Origin of the sequence: Elioraea tepidiphila DSM 17972, from assembly GCF_000378465.1 — a bacterium.
Taxonomy (GTDB): Bacteria; Pseudomonadota; Alphaproteobacteria; order Acetobacterales; family Acetobacteraceae; genus Elioraea; species Elioraea tepidiphila.
Genome location: NZ_KB899910.1, coordinates 147,883 through 163,675 on the forward strand (window position 1 = coordinate 147,883; position 15,793 = coordinate 163,675).

Sequence of the window (15,793 nt, forward strand, 5' to 3'; positions counted from 1 at the left end):
GGCGTCATGGGTCACGCCGCGGCGTCGGCCTCGTCCGCCCGCGTCTCGAGCCGGCGCGAATAGCCCGCCGACGCCTCATAGAGCTCGCGCGTGTAGTCGTGCCGCATTCGCCCCCGCATCAGATCCTCGATCGTGAGCTCCTCGAGCATCACGCCGTGGTTCATCACCGCCACACGGTCGCACATGTGGGCGATCACGCCGAAGTCGTGGCTCACCAGGACATAAGTGAGGTTCTCCATGCGCTTGATGTCGGAGAGCAGGTTCAGGATCTCCGCCTGCACCGAGACATCGAGCGCGCTGGTCGGCTCGTCGAGCAGCAGTACCCGCGGTTCGAGGATCAGCGCGCGGGCGATCGCCACACGCTGGCGCTGCCCGCCCGAGAGCTGGTGCGGATACCGGTAGCGGAAGGCGGGCGAGAGGCCGACCTCGGTCAGCACGCGGTCGATCCGGCGTGCCCCGTTGTCGAGCCCGTGGATGCGGATCGGCTCCATCAGCGCGGTCTCGACCGTGTGCTTGGGATGGAGCGAGCCGTAGGGGTCCTGGAACACCATCTGGACGATGCGCGCCATCGCCGGGTCGCGCCGGTGCGCCACCGGACGTCCGGCGATCGTGGCCGATCCGGTCCACTCGGTGTTCAGACCCGAGATCGCGCGCAGGATGGTGGACTTGCCGCAGCCGGACTCGCCGACCAGGCCGAACACCTCGCCCTCGGCGACCTCGAACGAGACGCCGTCCACCGCATGGATCAGGCTCGCACCGCGGCCGAAGCTGACCCGGAGGTCGCGGACGGAGATGACGGGTGCGCTCATGCGGTCAGCCACGCCGGATCGCGCGTCAACACCGGCAGGCGCTCGCGGCGTTCGTTGATGCGCGGCAGGCTGTCGAGCAGGCCGCGCGTGTAGGGATGCTGCGCGCGGTGGAGCTCGACCGCGGGCAGGCTCTCGACGATGCGGCCGGCATACATGATCAGCACGCGGTCGCAGAACGTCGCGACCAGGTTCAGATCGTGACTGATGAAGATCAGGCCGAGGCCGCGATCGCTCACCAGCTCGTCGAGGATGCGCAGCACCGAGAGCCGCACGGTGACGTCGAGGGCGCTCGTGGGCTCATCGGCGATCAGCAGATCCGGCTCCGGGATGAGCATCATCGCGATCATGATGCGCTGGCCCATGCCGCCCGAGACCTCGTGCGGATAGAGATCGAACACGCGGCGCGGGTTGCGGATCTTCACCGCCTCCAGCATCGCGAGCGTGCGCTCCTTCGCCTCCGCACTGCTCGCACTGCGGTGGATGCGGAACGCCTCGGCGATCTGGCGGCCGACGGTCTGCACCGGATTGAGCGCGAATTTCGGATCCTGGAGGATCATGCCGATCCGGTCGCCGCGGATGCCGCGCATCGCCCGCTCATCGGCGGCGGCGAGATCGATGTCGCGGAACCGCAGCACGCGAGCCGAGACCTCGGCCGAGGGCGGCGTGAGCTTGAGGATCGCCCGGCCGGTCATGCTCTTGCCCGAGCCTGACTCGCCGACAATGCCCACCTTCTCACGCCCGACCGTGAAGCTGATCCCGCGCACGGCCTGCACGACACCCTGCGGCGAGCGGAAGCTCACGGAGAGTCCGTCGACGGTGAGGATGGGCTCGCTCATGACGCGCGGGGATCGAGCACGTCGCGCAGCGCATCGCCCAGCAGGTTGAAGCCGAGCGAGACGACCAGGATCGCGATGCCGGGCATCGCCGCGAGCCACCAACTGCCGAGCATGTAGGCGCGCCCGGTGGAGAGCATGGCCCCCCATTCCGGCGAGGGCGGCTGCGCGCCGAGGCCGAGGAAGCCGAGGCCCGCCGCCGTCAGGATGATGCCGGCCATGTTCAGCGTGATGCGGATGATCACCGAGGGGATGCAGATCGGCATGATGTGGCGCACGATGATGCGCAGATCGGACGCACCCGCGAGCCGCACCGCGGCGATGTAGTCGGCGCGCCGCACGGTCAGCGTCTCGGCGCGCGCAAGGCGCGCGATCGGTGGCCAGGCGGTGAGCGCGATCGCGATGATCGCATTCTCCAGCCCCGAACCGAGAGCGGCGACGAAGGCGAGGGCGAGGATCAGCCCGGGGAAGGACAGGAACACGTCGACGAGACGCATCAGCGCGACATCGACCCAGCCGCCGAGATACCCGGCGACCGTACCGATCAGGAGGCCGAGCGGCGCGGCGATCAGAGCCACCAGCAGCACGATCATCAGCGTGATGCGCGCGCCATAGGCGATGCGGCTCCAGATATCGCGGCCGAGTTCGTCGGTGCCGAGCCAGTGCGCGCCCGAGGGTGGCAGCAACCGGCGATCGAGGCTCTGCGCGAACGGATCATGCGTCGCGACCAGGGGGGCGAAGATCGCGAGCAGGATCAGCGTGACGACGATGCCAAGCCCGATCAGCGCGAGGGGGTTCGAGGCAAAGCGCCGCCAGCCGAGATAGAGCTTCTGCGCGCGCGCCTGGGCAGGGCTGGTAACCGTCTCGGCCAGCAGCCAGGCGCGCAGGCCACCATGCGCCGGCCTGTCGGTCCGGACCTCGGCGGTCATCGCGTCCTCGGATCGAGCAGGCGGTAGAGGATGTCGGAGATCAGGTTCAACACGATGAAGGTGAGTCCGACGATCAGGGTGCAGGCGAGCACGACGTTCATGTCGCCGGCGAGCAGGCCGAGCGTGAGATAGCGGCCGAAGCCCGGCCAGGCGAACACCGTCTCGGTCAGCACGGCGCCTTCGAGCAGGAAGGCATAGGCCAGCGCGATCACGGTGACGAGTTGCACCATGATGTTGGGGAAAGCGTGCCGCCAGACCACACGCGCGCGCGAGAGCCCCTTCACGCGGGCGGTGATGACGTATTCCTGACTCAACTGTTCGAGCATGAAGCTGCGCGTCATGCGCGCAATATAGGCGGTGGACGAGTAGCCGAGGATCGATGCCGGCAGGATGATGTGCTCGACCGCACTCCAGAACACATCCGGCTCGTTCTCGAGCAGCGAGTCGATCAGCAGGAAGCCGGTGCGCGGCTCGATCATGTCGATGTAGAACACGCTCACGCGTCCGGGCCCGCCGACCCAGCCGAGCATGGCGTAGAACACCACGAGCCCCATCAGCCCGAGCCAGAAATTCGGCGCCGAGTAGCCGATCAGTCCGACCACGCGCACGATGTGGTCGATCATCTTGCCGCGGTGCACGGCCGCGATCACCCCGAACGGGATGCCAAGGCCCACGCCGATGATGATGGACACCGTGGCGAGCTCGACGGTCGCCGGGAACACGCGAAGGAGGTCGTCGGCCACGCGGTTCGAGGTGTTCAGGGCGACGCCGAAATCGCCCTGAAGCACCTTGCCCACATAGATCGCGAACTGTTCCCAAAGCGGCCGGTCGAGCCCGAGCTCGCGATACACCATGTCGTAGGTCGATTGCGGCGCATCGTCGCCGATCACCGCGATCACCGGATCGAGCGGCAGCATCCGCCCGATGAAGAAGGTGATCGCGAGCAGGCCGAACAGCGAGATGCCGACCGCGCTCGCCTGCCGGAACACCTCGCCGGCGAGGCGGCGCATCCGGTCGGCGCGGTCCCGACCGGCTGCTCCTGCCCCGCCGCCCGACGCGACGGCCGTGCCGCCTGCTGCCACGGCGATCCGCCTGCCGCGCTACTTGCGGGCGGTCGTGTAGTAGACCTTGAAGGCGTGGTGCTTGAACTCGCGCACCTCGTTGCGCATGGCGAGCTGGCGCACCTGCTGGAAGTTGTACATGAACGGCCCCTCGCGCATGAACCGCTCCTGGATCTCGTAGTACATCAGCTTCCGCTGCTCCGGATCGCGCTCCAGCCGCGCCCGCTGCACCGCGTCGTTGAACCACTCGCGGTAGAAGCTCGCCCGCCAGGACAGGAACATGCCCTGCCGCGCCTCGGCGCGGTTGTCGGGGTTGAAGACGTGCCGCGACGCGTTCGCGTCGGCATCCGGATAGCCCGGCGACCAGCCGAGGAAGGCAAGCTCGAAGTTGCGGTCGCGCATGCGCGAGAAGAGCTGGCCCGATGCCATCTGCTCGATCTCGACCCGGATGCCGACCTTCGCCGCATTGGCCTGGAAGTGCTGCGCGATGTCCGGCGAGGGGAACGCCGTGCCGTGCATCAGCCTCACCGTGAAGCCGTTCGCGTGGCCGGCCTTGACGAGGTACTCGCGCGCCTTGTCGAGATCGAGGCGAAAGGCGAGTCCGCGCTCCGGCGGCAGGGCGCCGAACGCGCCCTGGGGTGCGAAGCTGTTCCACGCCTTGCCGGAGTAGCGCATCACCGTGCGCTCCAGCCCCTGGTAGTCGACCAGGTAGCGCATGGCCATGCGCACATCGTCGTTGCCCAGGATCGGATGTTCCATGTTGGCGCCGATGTACCAGAGCTGGTGGCGCAGGGCCGCGTTCAGCTTCAGGTTCGGATTCGCATCCACCGCGGCGAGATCCTCGGCATTGAGGTCGCGCGCGATGTCGATGTCGCCACGCTCGAGCTGCAGGCGCTGGGCCGCGCTCTCGGCGACGTGGCGGATGATCACTCGGCGCAACGGCACCTCGCCGCGCCAGTAATTGGCGTTGCGCTCCAGGATCACCGTGTCCGAGGCGGTCCAGCGCGTCAGGCGATACGGTCCGATGCAGGCCGTGTTGGTCTTGAGCCAGCCATTGCCGTAGTCGGAGGTGCCATCGGCGCGCGTGCCGATATGCGGCTCGATCGCCTTGCGGTCGAGGATGAAGCCCTGACGTCCGGTGAAGACATAGAGGAACAGGCTGGGCGGCCAGGGCTCCGGCACCGTCACCTGGAGCGTATGATCATCGAGGGCGCGGACCTGCTGCTCGGCCGTCTCCTTCGCCAACCCCCATTGCGTGTACTGGGCCGCATTGCCGAAGCCGAGATGCAGCACACGGTGGATGCTCCAGGCGGCGTCCTGCGCCGTCACCGGATTGCCCGACGGGTGCGTCAGCCCGCGGCGGAGATGGAAGGTGTAGGTCTTGCCGTCCTCGCTGACCTCCCAGCGCTCGGCGAGCCCGGGCTCCATCTTCGACTCGTCGTCGGGGCTGAGGAAGATCATCGGATCGCAGGTGTTGTTGACGATCTCGTCGGTGACGACCTCGCCGATCTGCGCGGGGTCCATGGTCAGGATCGCGTCGATGTTCCAGGCCATCACCAGCGCGTCGCGCGGCGTGCGCGTCTGCGCCTCCGCGGTGCCCCACGCCATCGCCAACGCCGCCGTCGCGGCGAGAAGCCCAGTCCTGCCGGCTCGCATAATCGGTCTCCGTCTCTCCGGTCGCGTCCCTGGCGCCGTTCGCCGGCACCCTGCTGCTGATTGCGGCACAGCTTCGCGGCAGCCGCAAGCGTTTGCCGCGGCGCCCGCCGTGCCCATGCGGGACTACTTCACCGCCGTGTTGTAGGCAACCCGCCGCGCGCTCTGCCTGATGTCCTTCAGCGCCGGACCGACCGCGAGCAGCCGGACCTGCTGGAAGGCGTAGATGAACGGCCCCTCCTGCATGAACCGCCGTTGCATCGCGTGGTACATCAGAATGCGCTGCTCCGGGTCGCGCTCGCGGCGGGCCGCCATCACCGCCTCGTTCATCGACGGGTCGTAGTAGCCGGCGCGCCAGGAGAGATACATCGTCTGCTTCGCCTCGGGGCGCGGGTCGGGATTGTAGATGTGCCGGATCGCGTTCGCGTCCGCGTCCTCGTAGCCGGGCGTCCAGGCCGAGATCGCCAGCGCGAAGTTCTTGTCGCGCGTGCGGCTGATCACCTGCGAATACGCCATCTGTTCGAGCTCGATCCGGATGCCGACCTTCGCGGCATTGCCCTGGAGGTGCTGGACGATGTCGGGGTAAGGGAAGCCCGAGCCGTGGATCAGCCGGATGGTGAAGCCGTTGGGATGCCCGGCCTTCGCCAGGTGCGCGCGCGCCTTGTCGAGATCGAGCCCGAACGGCACGCCCTCCTCCGGCGGCAGCGCGCCAAAGGCGCCCTGCGGCGCGAAGCTGTTCCACGCCCGGCCGGCATAGCGCATCACCGTGCGCTCCAGCCCGCGATAGTCGATCAGCCAGCGGAGCGCCATGCGCACATCGGCGTTGCCGGCGATCGGGTCATCCATGTTGGCGGTGATGTACCAGAGCTGCTGCCGCAGCGCCGAGAGCAGCCGCAGATTGGCATGCGCATCCACCCCGGCGCTGTCCTCGCCGTTGAGGTCGCGCGCGATGTCGACATCGCCGCGCTCGAGCAGAAGGCGCTGCGCCGCACTTTCGGGGATGTGTCGGATGATGATGCGCCGCATCGGCGGCTCGCCGCGCCAATGGCCTGGGTTGCGCTCCAGGATCACCGTGTCGGAGGCGGTCCAGCGCGTCAGCCGATACGGGCCGACGCAGGCGAGATTGCTGCGCAGCCACGCGTTGCCGTGATCGGGCTTGCCGTCGGTGCGCGTGCCGAAATGCGGCTCGATCGCCTTGCGGTCCAGCACGATTCCCTGCCGCCCGGCGAACACCGAGAGGAACAGCGACGGCGGCCACGCCTCCGGCACGGTCACCTGCAAGGTGTGTTCATCGAGCGCGCGCACCTGCTCCTCGATCGTGTCGGCCACGAGCCCCCATTGCCCGAGCGTGGCGGCGTTGCCGAAGCCGAGCCACATCACCCGGCGGATGCTCCAGGCCGCGTCCTCGGCCGTCACCGGGTTCCCCGAGGGGTGCTTCAATCCTCGGCGGAGATGGAAGGTGTAGGTCTTGCCGTCCTCGCTGATGTCCCAGCGCTCGGCGAGCCCCGGCAGCAGCTTGTTCGAGTCGTCGGGCTCGAAGGCGATCAGCTGATCGCAGACATTGTTGACGATCTCGTCGGTGACGACCTCGCCGATCTGCGCGGGGTCCATGGTCAGGATCGCGTCGATATTCCAGGCCATCACCAGCGCGTCGCGCGGCGTGCGCGTCTGCGCCTCCGCCGTCATGCACGACACGGCAAGAGCGGCCGACGCGGCCAGCAGGATCGTTCGCGCTCTCAACATGAGAAGCCTCCGCCCTGAAGGGATGGGGCGCCCCGGTCTGGCGCCCGACGGCGGATTGCGGCACAGCTTCATGTCCCGCCGCAAGGTTTTCGTTCGGGGCAATGAGCGTGGAGGTGTGATGGACACCATCAGGGATGTTGATTGGCCGGAGACGCGTTGGGGCGATTGGTCCGATCCCGCCTCCGCCGGGTTCGACGCGCCGTCTCTCGCCCGCGCGCTCGCCCGGGCCGAGGCCGCGGGCAGCGCGGCCCTGCTGGTGGTGCGCGGCGGGCGGATCGTCGCGAGCCTCGGCCAGCCCGCGCGCAAACTGCCCTGCCACTCGATCCGCAAGAGTCTGCTCTCGGCGCTGATCGGGATCGCGGTCGAGGAAGGCAAGATCGACCTCTCCGCCAGCCTCGAGAGCCTCGGCATCGACGACCACGACAGGCTCTCGGCGATCGAGCGCACCGCCACGGTCTATGACCTGCTGACCGCGCGCTCGGGAATCATGCATCCGACCGGCTACGAGAGCGCGCGCATGCGCCGGATCAAGCCGCCGCGCCACCTGCATGCCCCGACCACCCGCTGGACATACAACAACTGGGACTTCAACGCGCTCGGCACGATCTACGAGCAGTGCACGGGCGAGACGATCCCGGAGGCCTTCGCGGGCCGCATCGCAGCCCCCCTGGGCATGGAGGATTTCTCGCTCGCCGCCGATCCGCCCGATGCCGGCCATATCGGCTTCGCCGAGACGGCGCATCGCGCCTATCCCTTCACCATGACCGCGCGGGACCTCGCCCGGTTCGGATTGCTGTGGCTGCGGCAGGGCCGCTGGCGCGACCGCCAGATCGTGCCGACGCCCTGGGTGCGCAACAGCGTCCAGCCAGTGAGCGAGGCCGGGCACGAAGGCGCCTACGGCTACATGTGGTGGGTGTGCCGCCAGGGCGTGATGTATCCGAACGTGATCCTGCCGGCGGACGCCTATGCCGCGCGCGGCGTGGGCGGGCATGTGGTGTTCGTGGTGCCATCGCTCGACCTCGTCGTGGTGCACCGCGCCGATACGGCCGTGCAGCCGATCCGCGAAGTGAACAGCTTCACGCTCGGCCCGATCCTGGAGGGCATCGTCAACGCAGCGGAATGACCCGGCGCACGGGTCCGTGAAGCCGCGGCGGTTCCGCTGTCGGTCCCGGTGACTATGATCGCCGCCGGGAGGACTGATCCATGACAGCACGCCTGCTCGCGGCGGCCCTTGCCGCCTTGACCTGGGGCGCGGCCGAAGCGCGCACCTCCGTCACCATCGCCTGCGGCTCGGTCGGGATCGAGGCGCAGCTCTGCCGCGAGGGCGCAGACGCCTGGGCCGAGCGCACCGGCAACGCGGTGTCGTTCGTCTCGACGCCGCCGAGTGCCACCGACCGCCTTGCGCTGTTCCAGCAACTTCTCGCCGCACGCTCGGGCGATATCGACGTGTTCCAGGTGGATGTCGTGTGGCCCGGCATGCTGGCCGAGCACCTCGCCGATCTGTCGCGCCACATCGACCGCACCATTGTGGAGGCGCACTTCCCCGCCCTCGTGGCGAACAACACGGTGAACGGCCGGCTCGTCGCGATGCCGTGGTTCACCAATGCCGGGCTGCTCTACTACCGCCGCGACCTGCTGGAGCGGCATGGCCGCACGGTGCCGACCACCTGGGCCGAACTCGAGGAGACCGCACAGGCGATCATGCAGGCCGAGCGCGCGGCCGGGCGCGACCGCATGTGGGGCTTCGTGTTCCAGGCGCGCGCCTATGAAGGGCTCACCGTCAACGCGCTCGAATGGCTCGACAGCCACGGCGGCGGCCGCATCGTCGAGGCCGATGGGCGGATCACGGTCGACAATCCGCGCGCCGCGGCGGCGCTCGCGCGCGCGGCCGGCTGGATCGGCACAGTCGCCCCGCGCGGCGTGCTCACCTACGCCGAGGAGGAGGCGCGCGGCGTGTTCCAGACCGGCGATGCCGTGTTCATGCGCAACTGGCCCTATGCCTGGCCGCTCGCGAATGCTGCCGACAGCCCCGTGCGCGGGAAGGTCGGCGTCACGGTGCTGCCCAAGGCCGACGGTGGCCGGCACACCGCCGGCCTCGGCGGCGAGATGCTCGCGGTCTCGCGCTACTCGACGCGCACGGAGGCGGCGGTCGATCTGGTGCGCTTCCTCACCTCGGCCGAGGAGCAGAAGCGGCGCGCGATCGAGGGAGGGTTCAACCCGACGCTGCCGCCGCTCTACGAGGATGCCGAGGTGCTCGCCGCCAATCCGTTCTTCGGCGCGTTGCGCGACGTGTTCACGGCCGCGGTGGCCCGGCCGTCCAATGCCACCGGCGCGCGCTACAACCAGGTCTCGGCGGCGTTCTACAATGCCGTGCATGCGGTGCTGTCGGGCCAGATGCAGGCGGGGCCCGCACTGGCCAGGCTGGAGCGGACCTTGACCCGGTTGCGTCGCGGCGATCGCTGGTGAGACGGTCGATTGCGGCGCAGCGGCGACGCGACGCCGTCTGGTTCCTGCTGCCGCTGCTGGTGGCGCTGCTGATCGTCGCCGGCTGGCCGCTCGCGCGCACGATCTGGCTCTCCTTCACCGATGCCTCGCTCGCCGGTGGCGCGCACCGCTTCGTCGGGTTGGAGAACTACGCGTTCCTGATCGAGGACCCCGACTGGTGGCGCGCGGTGCGCAACACGCTGGTGTTCGCGTCCGTCTCGGTCGCGCTGGAAACCGCGCTCGGCCTCGGCATCGCGCTGGTGCTGGATGCGCAGATCCGCGGCCGCGGCCTGCTGCGCGCGGCCGTGCTGGTGCCCTGGGCGATCCCGACGGTGGTGTCGGCGCAGCTCTGGGCCTGGATGCTCCACGACCAGTACGGCGTGATCAACGAGACGCTGCTGCTCGTCGGCGTGATCGAGGCGCCGCGTGCCTGGCTCGCCGACCGCACGCTGGCGATGGCCTCGGTGATCGCGGTCGATGTGTGGAAGACCACGCCCTTCATGGTGCTGCTGCTGCTCGCCGCGTTGCAGACCGTGCCGGTCGACCTGCACGAGGCCGCGCAGGTGGACGGCGCCGGCGCGATCCGCCGCTTCATGGTCGTCACCCTGCCGGTAATCCGCCCGGCGTTGCTGGTCGCGGTGATCTTCCGCACGCTCGATGCGCTGCGAATCTTCGACCTGATCTATGTGATGGTGGGCAACGCGAGCGCGACCGCGACCATGGCGGTCTATGCGCGCCAGCATATGGTGGACTTCCAGGACGCAGGCTACGGCTCCGCCGCCTCGACCCTGCTGTTCGCCGTGATCGCGCTCGCAACTGCGCTGTTCATCACGCTTGGGCGCCTCACCGCACCACCGGCGGCACGATGAGCCGGCGCACCCGCAGGCGGCTCGGCCAGGCCGCGCTCTACACGATTGCTACGGTGGTCCTGCTCTACACGCTGTTTCCGTTCGTCTGGGCGATCAGCACCTCGCTGAAATCCGGCAGCGCGATCTTCGACACCGCCCTGATCCCGCCGGACCCGCGCTGGGACAACTATGTCGAGGTGTTCCGCGAACAGCCTTTCGGGCGAAACATCCTCAACTCGGTGATCGTCGCGGCCAGCACGGTGCTGCTGTCCCTCGCGCTCGGCCTCACCGCGGCCCATGCGCTCGGGCGGGTGACCTTCCGCGGCCGCGCGCTGCTGCTGGTCACCGTGCTCGGGGTGTCGATGTTCCCGCAGGTCGCGGTGCTGTCCGGTCTGTTCGAACTGGTGCGCTGGCTCGGGCTCTACAACACCCTGCCGGCACTCGCCTTCAGCTACCTGATCTTCACCCTGCCCTTCACCGTCTGGGTGCTGACCACCTTCGTGCGCGCCCTGCCGGTCGAGCTTGAGGAGGCGGCGATGATCGACGGCGCCTCGTCCTGGACCGTGCTGACGCGCGTGTTCCTCCCGCTGCTCGCGCCGGCGATGGTGACGACCGGCCTGCTCGCCTTCATCGCCGCCTGGAACGAGTTCCTGTTCGCGCTCACCTTCACGCTGACCGACGACAGACGCACCGTGCCTGTCGCGATCGCGCTGATCAGCGGCGCCAGCGCCTTCGAGGTGCCGTGGGGCCGGATCATGGCAGCCTCGGTTACGGTCACGGTGCCGCTGATCGTGCTCGTGCTGGTGTTCCAGCGGCGCATCGCCGTCGGACTTACTGCCGGTGCGGTGAAGGGCTAGGCTCCGCCGCCCTCCACACCCAGGATACCGCCATGACCGACGTCGACGCCGCGCTCGCCACGCTGTTCTCCGACTGGGCGCCGGACGAGCCGGGCGGGGTGGCCGCAGTGCTGCACGGCGATCGGGTGGTCGCGCGCCGTGCCTTCGGCCTCGCCTCGCTCGAGCATGCGATCCCCAACACCCTGTCGGGCCGGTTCCACATCGCCTCCGTCACCAAGACCTTCGTCGGTGCGGCGCTGGCGATGCTCGCGCATCAGGGCCGGCTCGATCTCGACGCGGATGCGCGCGCCATCATCCCCGAACTCGCCGTTCCAGGGCCGATCACCCTGCGCCGGCTTGCGGGCATGACGGCGGGGCTGCGCGACGCGATGGAGATGATGAAGCTGCGCGGCGTCTGGTACCGCTACCCGCGGAGCGAAGCGGACCTGACGGCCCTCGCGCTGGCGCAGACCGAGCCGAGCTATCCGGCCGGCGAGCGCTATGTCTACACCAACATCCAGTTCAATCTCTGCGCACTCGCGATCGCGCGCACGGTCGGCAAGCCCTTTTCCGCGGCGGTGGATGAGCTGATCTTCACTCCGCTCGGCATGACGCGCACGCTCATCCGTGACGACCCCGAGACGATGACCGACGGGCTCGCCAACCCCTACATCAAGGATGCGGGTGGCTGGCGCCGTGGCGCCTGGGCCTTCGGTGTCTCCGGCGCCGGCGGCCTCGTCAGCGATCTCGACGACCTGATCCGCTGGAACCTCGCGCTCCGCGACGGGTCCGTGAACGGCGTGCCGATCGTCGCGATGACCGAGCGCGGCACCCTCGCCGACGGTACGCCGACCAATTACGGGCTTGGTCTTGGCATCCGCACCTGGCGGGGACTGACCGTGTGGGTGCATGGCGGCAGCCTGCCCGGCTACAAGGCGAACTTCGCCCGCGTGCCCGCGCGCGATCTCGGTTTCGTGCTGCTGTCGAACCGCGAGGATGCCGATCCCTATGCCCGGCTGCGCCGCCTGCTGGAACTCACCCTCGGCGAGAGCGTGCCGGCACCGCCCGTTCCCGACACGGGGCTCGACGCGGCGACACTCAAGGCGCTGGACGGCACCTTCGTCGATGCCATCTCCGGCGAGCCGCTGACGCTGACACGCACCGAAAGCGGCCTCACCGGCGACAAGCTCGGCTTCGCGCTGTCGCTCGCGCCACAGGGCAAGGGCGTGTTCCGCGACGGCTGGGCGAATGCCGACACCATCGTCCGCGTGGAGAGCGGGCCACGGCTGCACGTCGATTTCGGCGGCCAGCGCGGGGTCTATCTGCCCGCGAACCCGCCGACGCTCACCGACGCGGACCGTGCCGCCTATGCCGGACGCTATGTCTGCCCCGCACTCGCCACCGAGCACACGGTGTTCGAACGCGACGGCGGCCTCGTGGTGCGGTTCGGCCCGGCCTACCACGAAGAGGCCGAGCTTCCGCTCGCTCCACTCGCCGCCGATACGTTCCACGGCAAGACCGGCCGGCCGGGCTGGGTGAGCCAGCACGTGCTGCGCTTCACCCGCGCCGGCGGCGTCGTGGCCGGCTACCGGATCAGCAGCGACCGGCTGAAGGACGTCGCCTTCGTGCGGGTTGTCTAGCGCGTCACCGTCCCTCCCCGCGCAGGTGCCGGGTCAGGAACGCGACCACCTCGGCGTAGATCACCCGGCGGTTGTCGCGCTTGGTGAAGCCGTGGCCCTCATCGGCGAATGTGACGTAGCGCACCGGCACGCCACGCGCCTTCAGCGCGGCGACGATCTGCTCGCTCTCGAAGGGCGGCACGCGCGGGTCGGTCATGCCCTGCGCCACCAGCAGCGGTGCGGCGATGCGATCGACGCGGTGGATCGGCGAGAGCCGCTCCAGCAGCTCGGCATCCGCCACCGGATCGCCGTACTCCGCCGCGCGATGGCCGACACGCCAGGGGCCGGTCCGCTCGAAGAACGTCTTCCAGCGCGCGATGCCGTAGAACTCCACCCCGGCCGCCCAGAGATGCGGGTACTCGGTCATCGCGGCCAGCACCATCCAGCCGCCGTAGCTCTGCCCCATCACGGCGACGCGGTCGGGGTCGAGGCCGGGCCGGGTCGCGAGGAACTGCCGCAGCGCGGCGAGGTCGGCGACGCTGTCGAGCCGCTTCTCGCGATCGTCGAGCGCGGCATAGCTCCGCCCGTAGCCGCTCGATCCGCGCACATTCGGGATCGCCACCGCGATGCCGGACGCGAGCACAGCCTGCAGGTCCGGGCGCCAGTTCGGCAGCGCCTGGTTGGCGGGCCCGCCATGTACCCAGACCAGCACCGGCCAGCCGGAGGCCGGGGCGGCGCCCTCCGGCAGGGCGAGGAAGAACGGCACCATCCGTCCGTCGAAGCTCGGCGCCTCGCGGAGTGCGTAGGGCCGCGCCTCGGGCGCCGGTTCGGCCGCGCGATAGACGCAGCGCGCGGCACCCGTGGCCACCTCGGCGCGCCAGATCGCCGAGGGGCTGGTCGGGGTGGCGAGGTCGAACGCGACCGAGGCGCCGTCCGGCGACCAGGAGAGCGCCGTGATCGCCCCGCCCGGATGCTCCGGGGCCGCGACGACCGCGCCGGTCTCGGCGTCCAGCACCCGCAGCCGGCAATAGCCGCCCTCGTTCACCACCACGGCGAGCCGGCGCTGGTCGGGCGACAGCTCCAGCTTCTCGACATCCCAGTCGGGCGTGTAGAGGAACCGCGGCGTGCCGCCCGGCGCCATCGTGGCGACGCCGAGGAACTCGCGGTCGCGATCGGTCAGCAGCCAGAGCCCGCTGCCGTCGCGCCGCCACTGCGGCGAAAGGTGCCGCCAATCGCCCTCGTGCGGTGTGAGCGGCGTGACGTCCCCGCTCTCCACCTCGACCAGGTAGAGCGTGCTCTCGTAGCTGCGCGGCGCCGTCATCACCACGATCGCGCGTCCGTCCGGGTGCCAGCAGGGCAGCTCGTGCGGCCCCTCGACCTCCAGCACGCAGCGCGCGGCCCCGGTGGCGAGGTCCATCACCCAGGCATCGGTGTGCGCCGGGTCGCGGCTGTTCGCGGTATAGGCGATGCGCGTGCCGTCGGGGCTGATCGCGCCCCAGCCATGGATGGTACGCGGATCGTAGGTCAGCGCGCGCGGCTCGCCCGTCTCGGGCAGCAGGTAGAGCTGGTGCCGCTCATCCCCGCCCTGATCGCGCGCGAAGATCGCGGAGCCGCCTCGACGCGCGCCGGCGAGGTTGGTCACCGCGTCGCGATGCGCGGTCCGCGGCGCGGCCGTGCCGTCGGACCGGAGCGCGAAGACCTGCGCCGAGCCGGGCGCGTCGCAGAGAAAGAGCAGCGTCCCGTCGCCGCAGAAGCGCGGCATGGTGGCGGAGGGCAGCCCGAGGAACCTGTCCACCAGGGCGCGCGGGGTCGTGTCGTGATGGGTCACGGGGGGTGAGGGTCCTTCCTGTACCGGGAGCGCGAGACCAGCAGCGCCAGCGGCATCGCGCAAGCCACCCGCGGCAGGTCGATGGCGCCTCGATGCGAAGCGAGGGTCGCCTCTCGGCCTCGGAATGCCGCAATCCGCCGGGGTTGCCGGGCCGTCACCGGGGCTGGCGGTATCCGTCCGGGTGCGCCTGCCGCCAGGCCCAGGCGTGGGCGATGATGGTTTCCAGTTCGGGATAGCGCGGCGCCCAGCCGAGCTCCTCGCGGATGCGGCGGCTGGAAGCGACCAGCACGGGCGGATCGCCCGCCCGGCGCGGCCCGACCGTGTGCGGTACGCGCCTGCCGGTGACGCGCTCGGCGGTGGCGATCACCTCGCGCACCGAGTAGCCGGTGCCGTTGCCGAGATTGTAGCGGACGCTGCGCGTCGTCAGCGCCTCCAGCGCCAGCAGATGCGCCTCGGCGAGATCTGCGACGTGGATGTAGTCGCGGATGCAGGTGCCGTCCGGCGTGGGATAGTCGTCGCCGAACACGGTGAGCGGCGGGCGCCGTCCGGCGGCGGCATCCAGCACCAGGGGGATCAGATGGGTCTCCGGCCGGTGGTCCTCGCCGAGCCGCCCGCCGGGGTCGGCGCCGGCGGCATTGAAATAACGCAGGCAGGCCGAGCGGAGCCCGTGGATGCGTTCGGCCCAGATCAGCGCGCGCTCCAGCCACGCCTTGCTCTCGCCATACGGCGAGCCGGGATCGATCGGCTCGTCCTCGGGGATCGGGATCGTCGTCGGGGCGCCGAACAACGCGGCGGTGGAGGAGAGCACGAAGCGCGTCACCCCATGCGCGACCGCGGCCTCGATCAGCGCGAGTCCGTTCTTCGCGTTCTCCGCCAGGTAGCGGTACGGCTCGCGCATCGAGTCACCCACCAGCGACAGGGCCGCGAAATGCAGCACCGAGGCGAACGGGCCGTGGGCGAAGGCACGGGCGAGCGCGTCCGGGTCGCCGATCCGGCCCGTGATCAGCACCGCGCCCTCGGGCACGGCGGCGGCGTGACCGGTCGAGAGATCGTCGAGCACGACGACGCGATCGCCGCGGGCGAGCAACGCGAGGACGAGATGGCTGCCGACGAAGCCGGCGCCGCCGGTGACGAGATGGGTCTCGGGCAT

Annotated in this window: 13 protein-coding genes; 5 read left to right on the forward strand and 8 right to left on the reverse strand. The window is 69.9% G+C overall.

Annotated features, from left to right (window positions below; genetic code table 11):
* Positions 1 to 11 precede the first annotated feature (11 nt).
* The 6 genes from F563_RS0100565 to F563_RS0100590 form a co-directional block, all read right to left on the reverse strand.
* Complete coding sequence (locus F563_RS0100565; RefSeq protein ID WP_019012684.1) at positions 12 to 809, reverse strand: ABC transporter ATP-binding protein; 798 nt, start codon at positions 807 to 809, stop codon at positions 12 to 14.
* Positions 806 to 1,645 carry an ABC transporter ATP-binding protein gene (locus F563_RS0100570; RefSeq protein ID WP_019012685.1) on the reverse strand — a complete coding sequence of 280 codons (840 nt, stop codon included), beginning with the start codon at positions 1,643 to 1,645 and terminating at the stop codon, positions 806 to 808. The genes F563_RS0100565 and F563_RS0100570 overlap by 4 nt, the downstream gene beginning before the upstream one ends.
* Positions 1,642 to 2,571, reverse strand: coding sequence for a nickel transporter permease (gene nikC, locus F563_RS0100575; RefSeq protein ID WP_019012686.1), 930 nt, complete (start codon positions 2,569 to 2,571; stop codon positions 1,642 to 1,644). The genes F563_RS0100570 and nikC overlap by 4 nt, the downstream gene beginning before the upstream one ends.
* Entirely contained in the window at positions 2,568 to 3,581 is a 1,014-nt protein-coding gene (locus F563_RS0100580; RefSeq protein WP_019012687.1) for an ABC transporter permease, read from the reverse strand. Before F563_RS0100580 ends, nikC begins: the two co-directional genes overlap by 4 nt.
* A gap of 90 nt (positions 3,582 to 3,671) precedes the next feature.
* Positions 3,672 to 5,288 carry an ABC transporter substrate-binding protein gene (locus F563_RS0100585; RefSeq protein WP_026299211.1) on the reverse strand — a complete coding sequence of 539 codons (1,617 nt, stop codon included), beginning with the start codon at positions 5,286 to 5,288 and terminating at the stop codon, positions 3,672 to 3,674.
* Positions 5,289 to 5,411: 123 nt separating this feature from the next.
* Positions 5,412 to 7,028: an ABC transporter substrate-binding protein gene (locus F563_RS0100590; RefSeq protein WP_019012689.1), complete on the reverse strand. Its 1,617-nt coding sequence runs from the start codon at positions 7,026 to 7,028 to the stop codon at positions 5,412 to 5,414.
* A gap of 118 nt (positions 7,029 to 7,146) precedes the next feature.
* On the opposite strand from F563_RS0100590, the gene F563_RS0100595 reads away from it, so the two are divergent.
* The 5 genes from F563_RS0100595 (at position 7,147) to F563_RS0100615 (ending at position 12,836) form a co-directional block, all read left to right on the forward strand.
* Positions 7,147 to 8,151 carry a serine hydrolase domain-containing protein gene (locus F563_RS0100595; protein WP_019012690.1) on the forward strand — a complete coding sequence of 335 codons (1,005 nt, stop codon included), beginning with the start codon at positions 7,147 to 7,149 and terminating at the stop codon, positions 8,149 to 8,151.
* Positions 8,152 to 8,231: 80 nt separating this feature from the next.
* Entirely contained in the window at positions 8,232 to 9,494 is a 1,263-nt protein-coding gene (locus F563_RS0100600; RefSeq protein WP_019012691.1) for an ABC transporter substrate-binding protein, read from the forward strand.
* On the forward strand, positions 9,491 to 10,381 hold the full coding sequence (locus F563_RS0100605; protein ID WP_019012692.1) for a carbohydrate ABC transporter permease: 891 nt from the start codon (positions 9,491 to 9,493) through the stop codon (positions 10,379 to 10,381). Before F563_RS0100600 ends, F563_RS0100605 begins: the two co-directional genes overlap by 4 nt.
* Positions 10,378 to 11,217, forward strand: coding sequence for a carbohydrate ABC transporter permease (locus F563_RS0100610; RefSeq protein WP_019012693.1), 840 nt, complete (start codon positions 10,378 to 10,380; stop codon positions 11,215 to 11,217). The genes F563_RS0100605 and F563_RS0100610 overlap by 4 nt, the downstream gene beginning before the upstream one ends.
* A 32-nt stretch (positions 11,218 to 11,249) precedes the next feature.
* A complete protein-coding gene (locus F563_RS0100615) occupies positions 11,250 to 12,836 on the forward strand; it encodes a serine hydrolase domain-containing protein (RefSeq protein WP_019012694.1) in 1,587 nt (528 codons plus the stop codon).
* 4 nt (positions 12,837 to 12,840) lie between these two features.
* Here the strand turns inward: F563_RS0100615 and F563_RS0100620 are convergent, their stop codons facing one another.
* Together F563_RS0100620 and galE are read right to left on the reverse strand one after the other, a co-directional pair.
* On the reverse strand, positions 12,841 to 14,643 hold the full coding sequence (locus F563_RS0100620; RefSeq protein WP_019012695.1) for a S9 family peptidase: 1,803 nt from the start codon (positions 14,641 to 14,643) through the stop codon (positions 12,841 to 12,843).
* Between the two features lie 154 nt (positions 14,644 to 14,797).
* Positions 14,798 to 15,793 (reverse strand): UDP-glucose 4-epimerase GalE, encoded by a 996-nt coding sequence (gene galE / locus F563_RS0100625; protein ID WP_019012696.1) that lies wholly within the window; start codon positions 15,791 to 15,793, stop codon positions 14,798 to 14,800.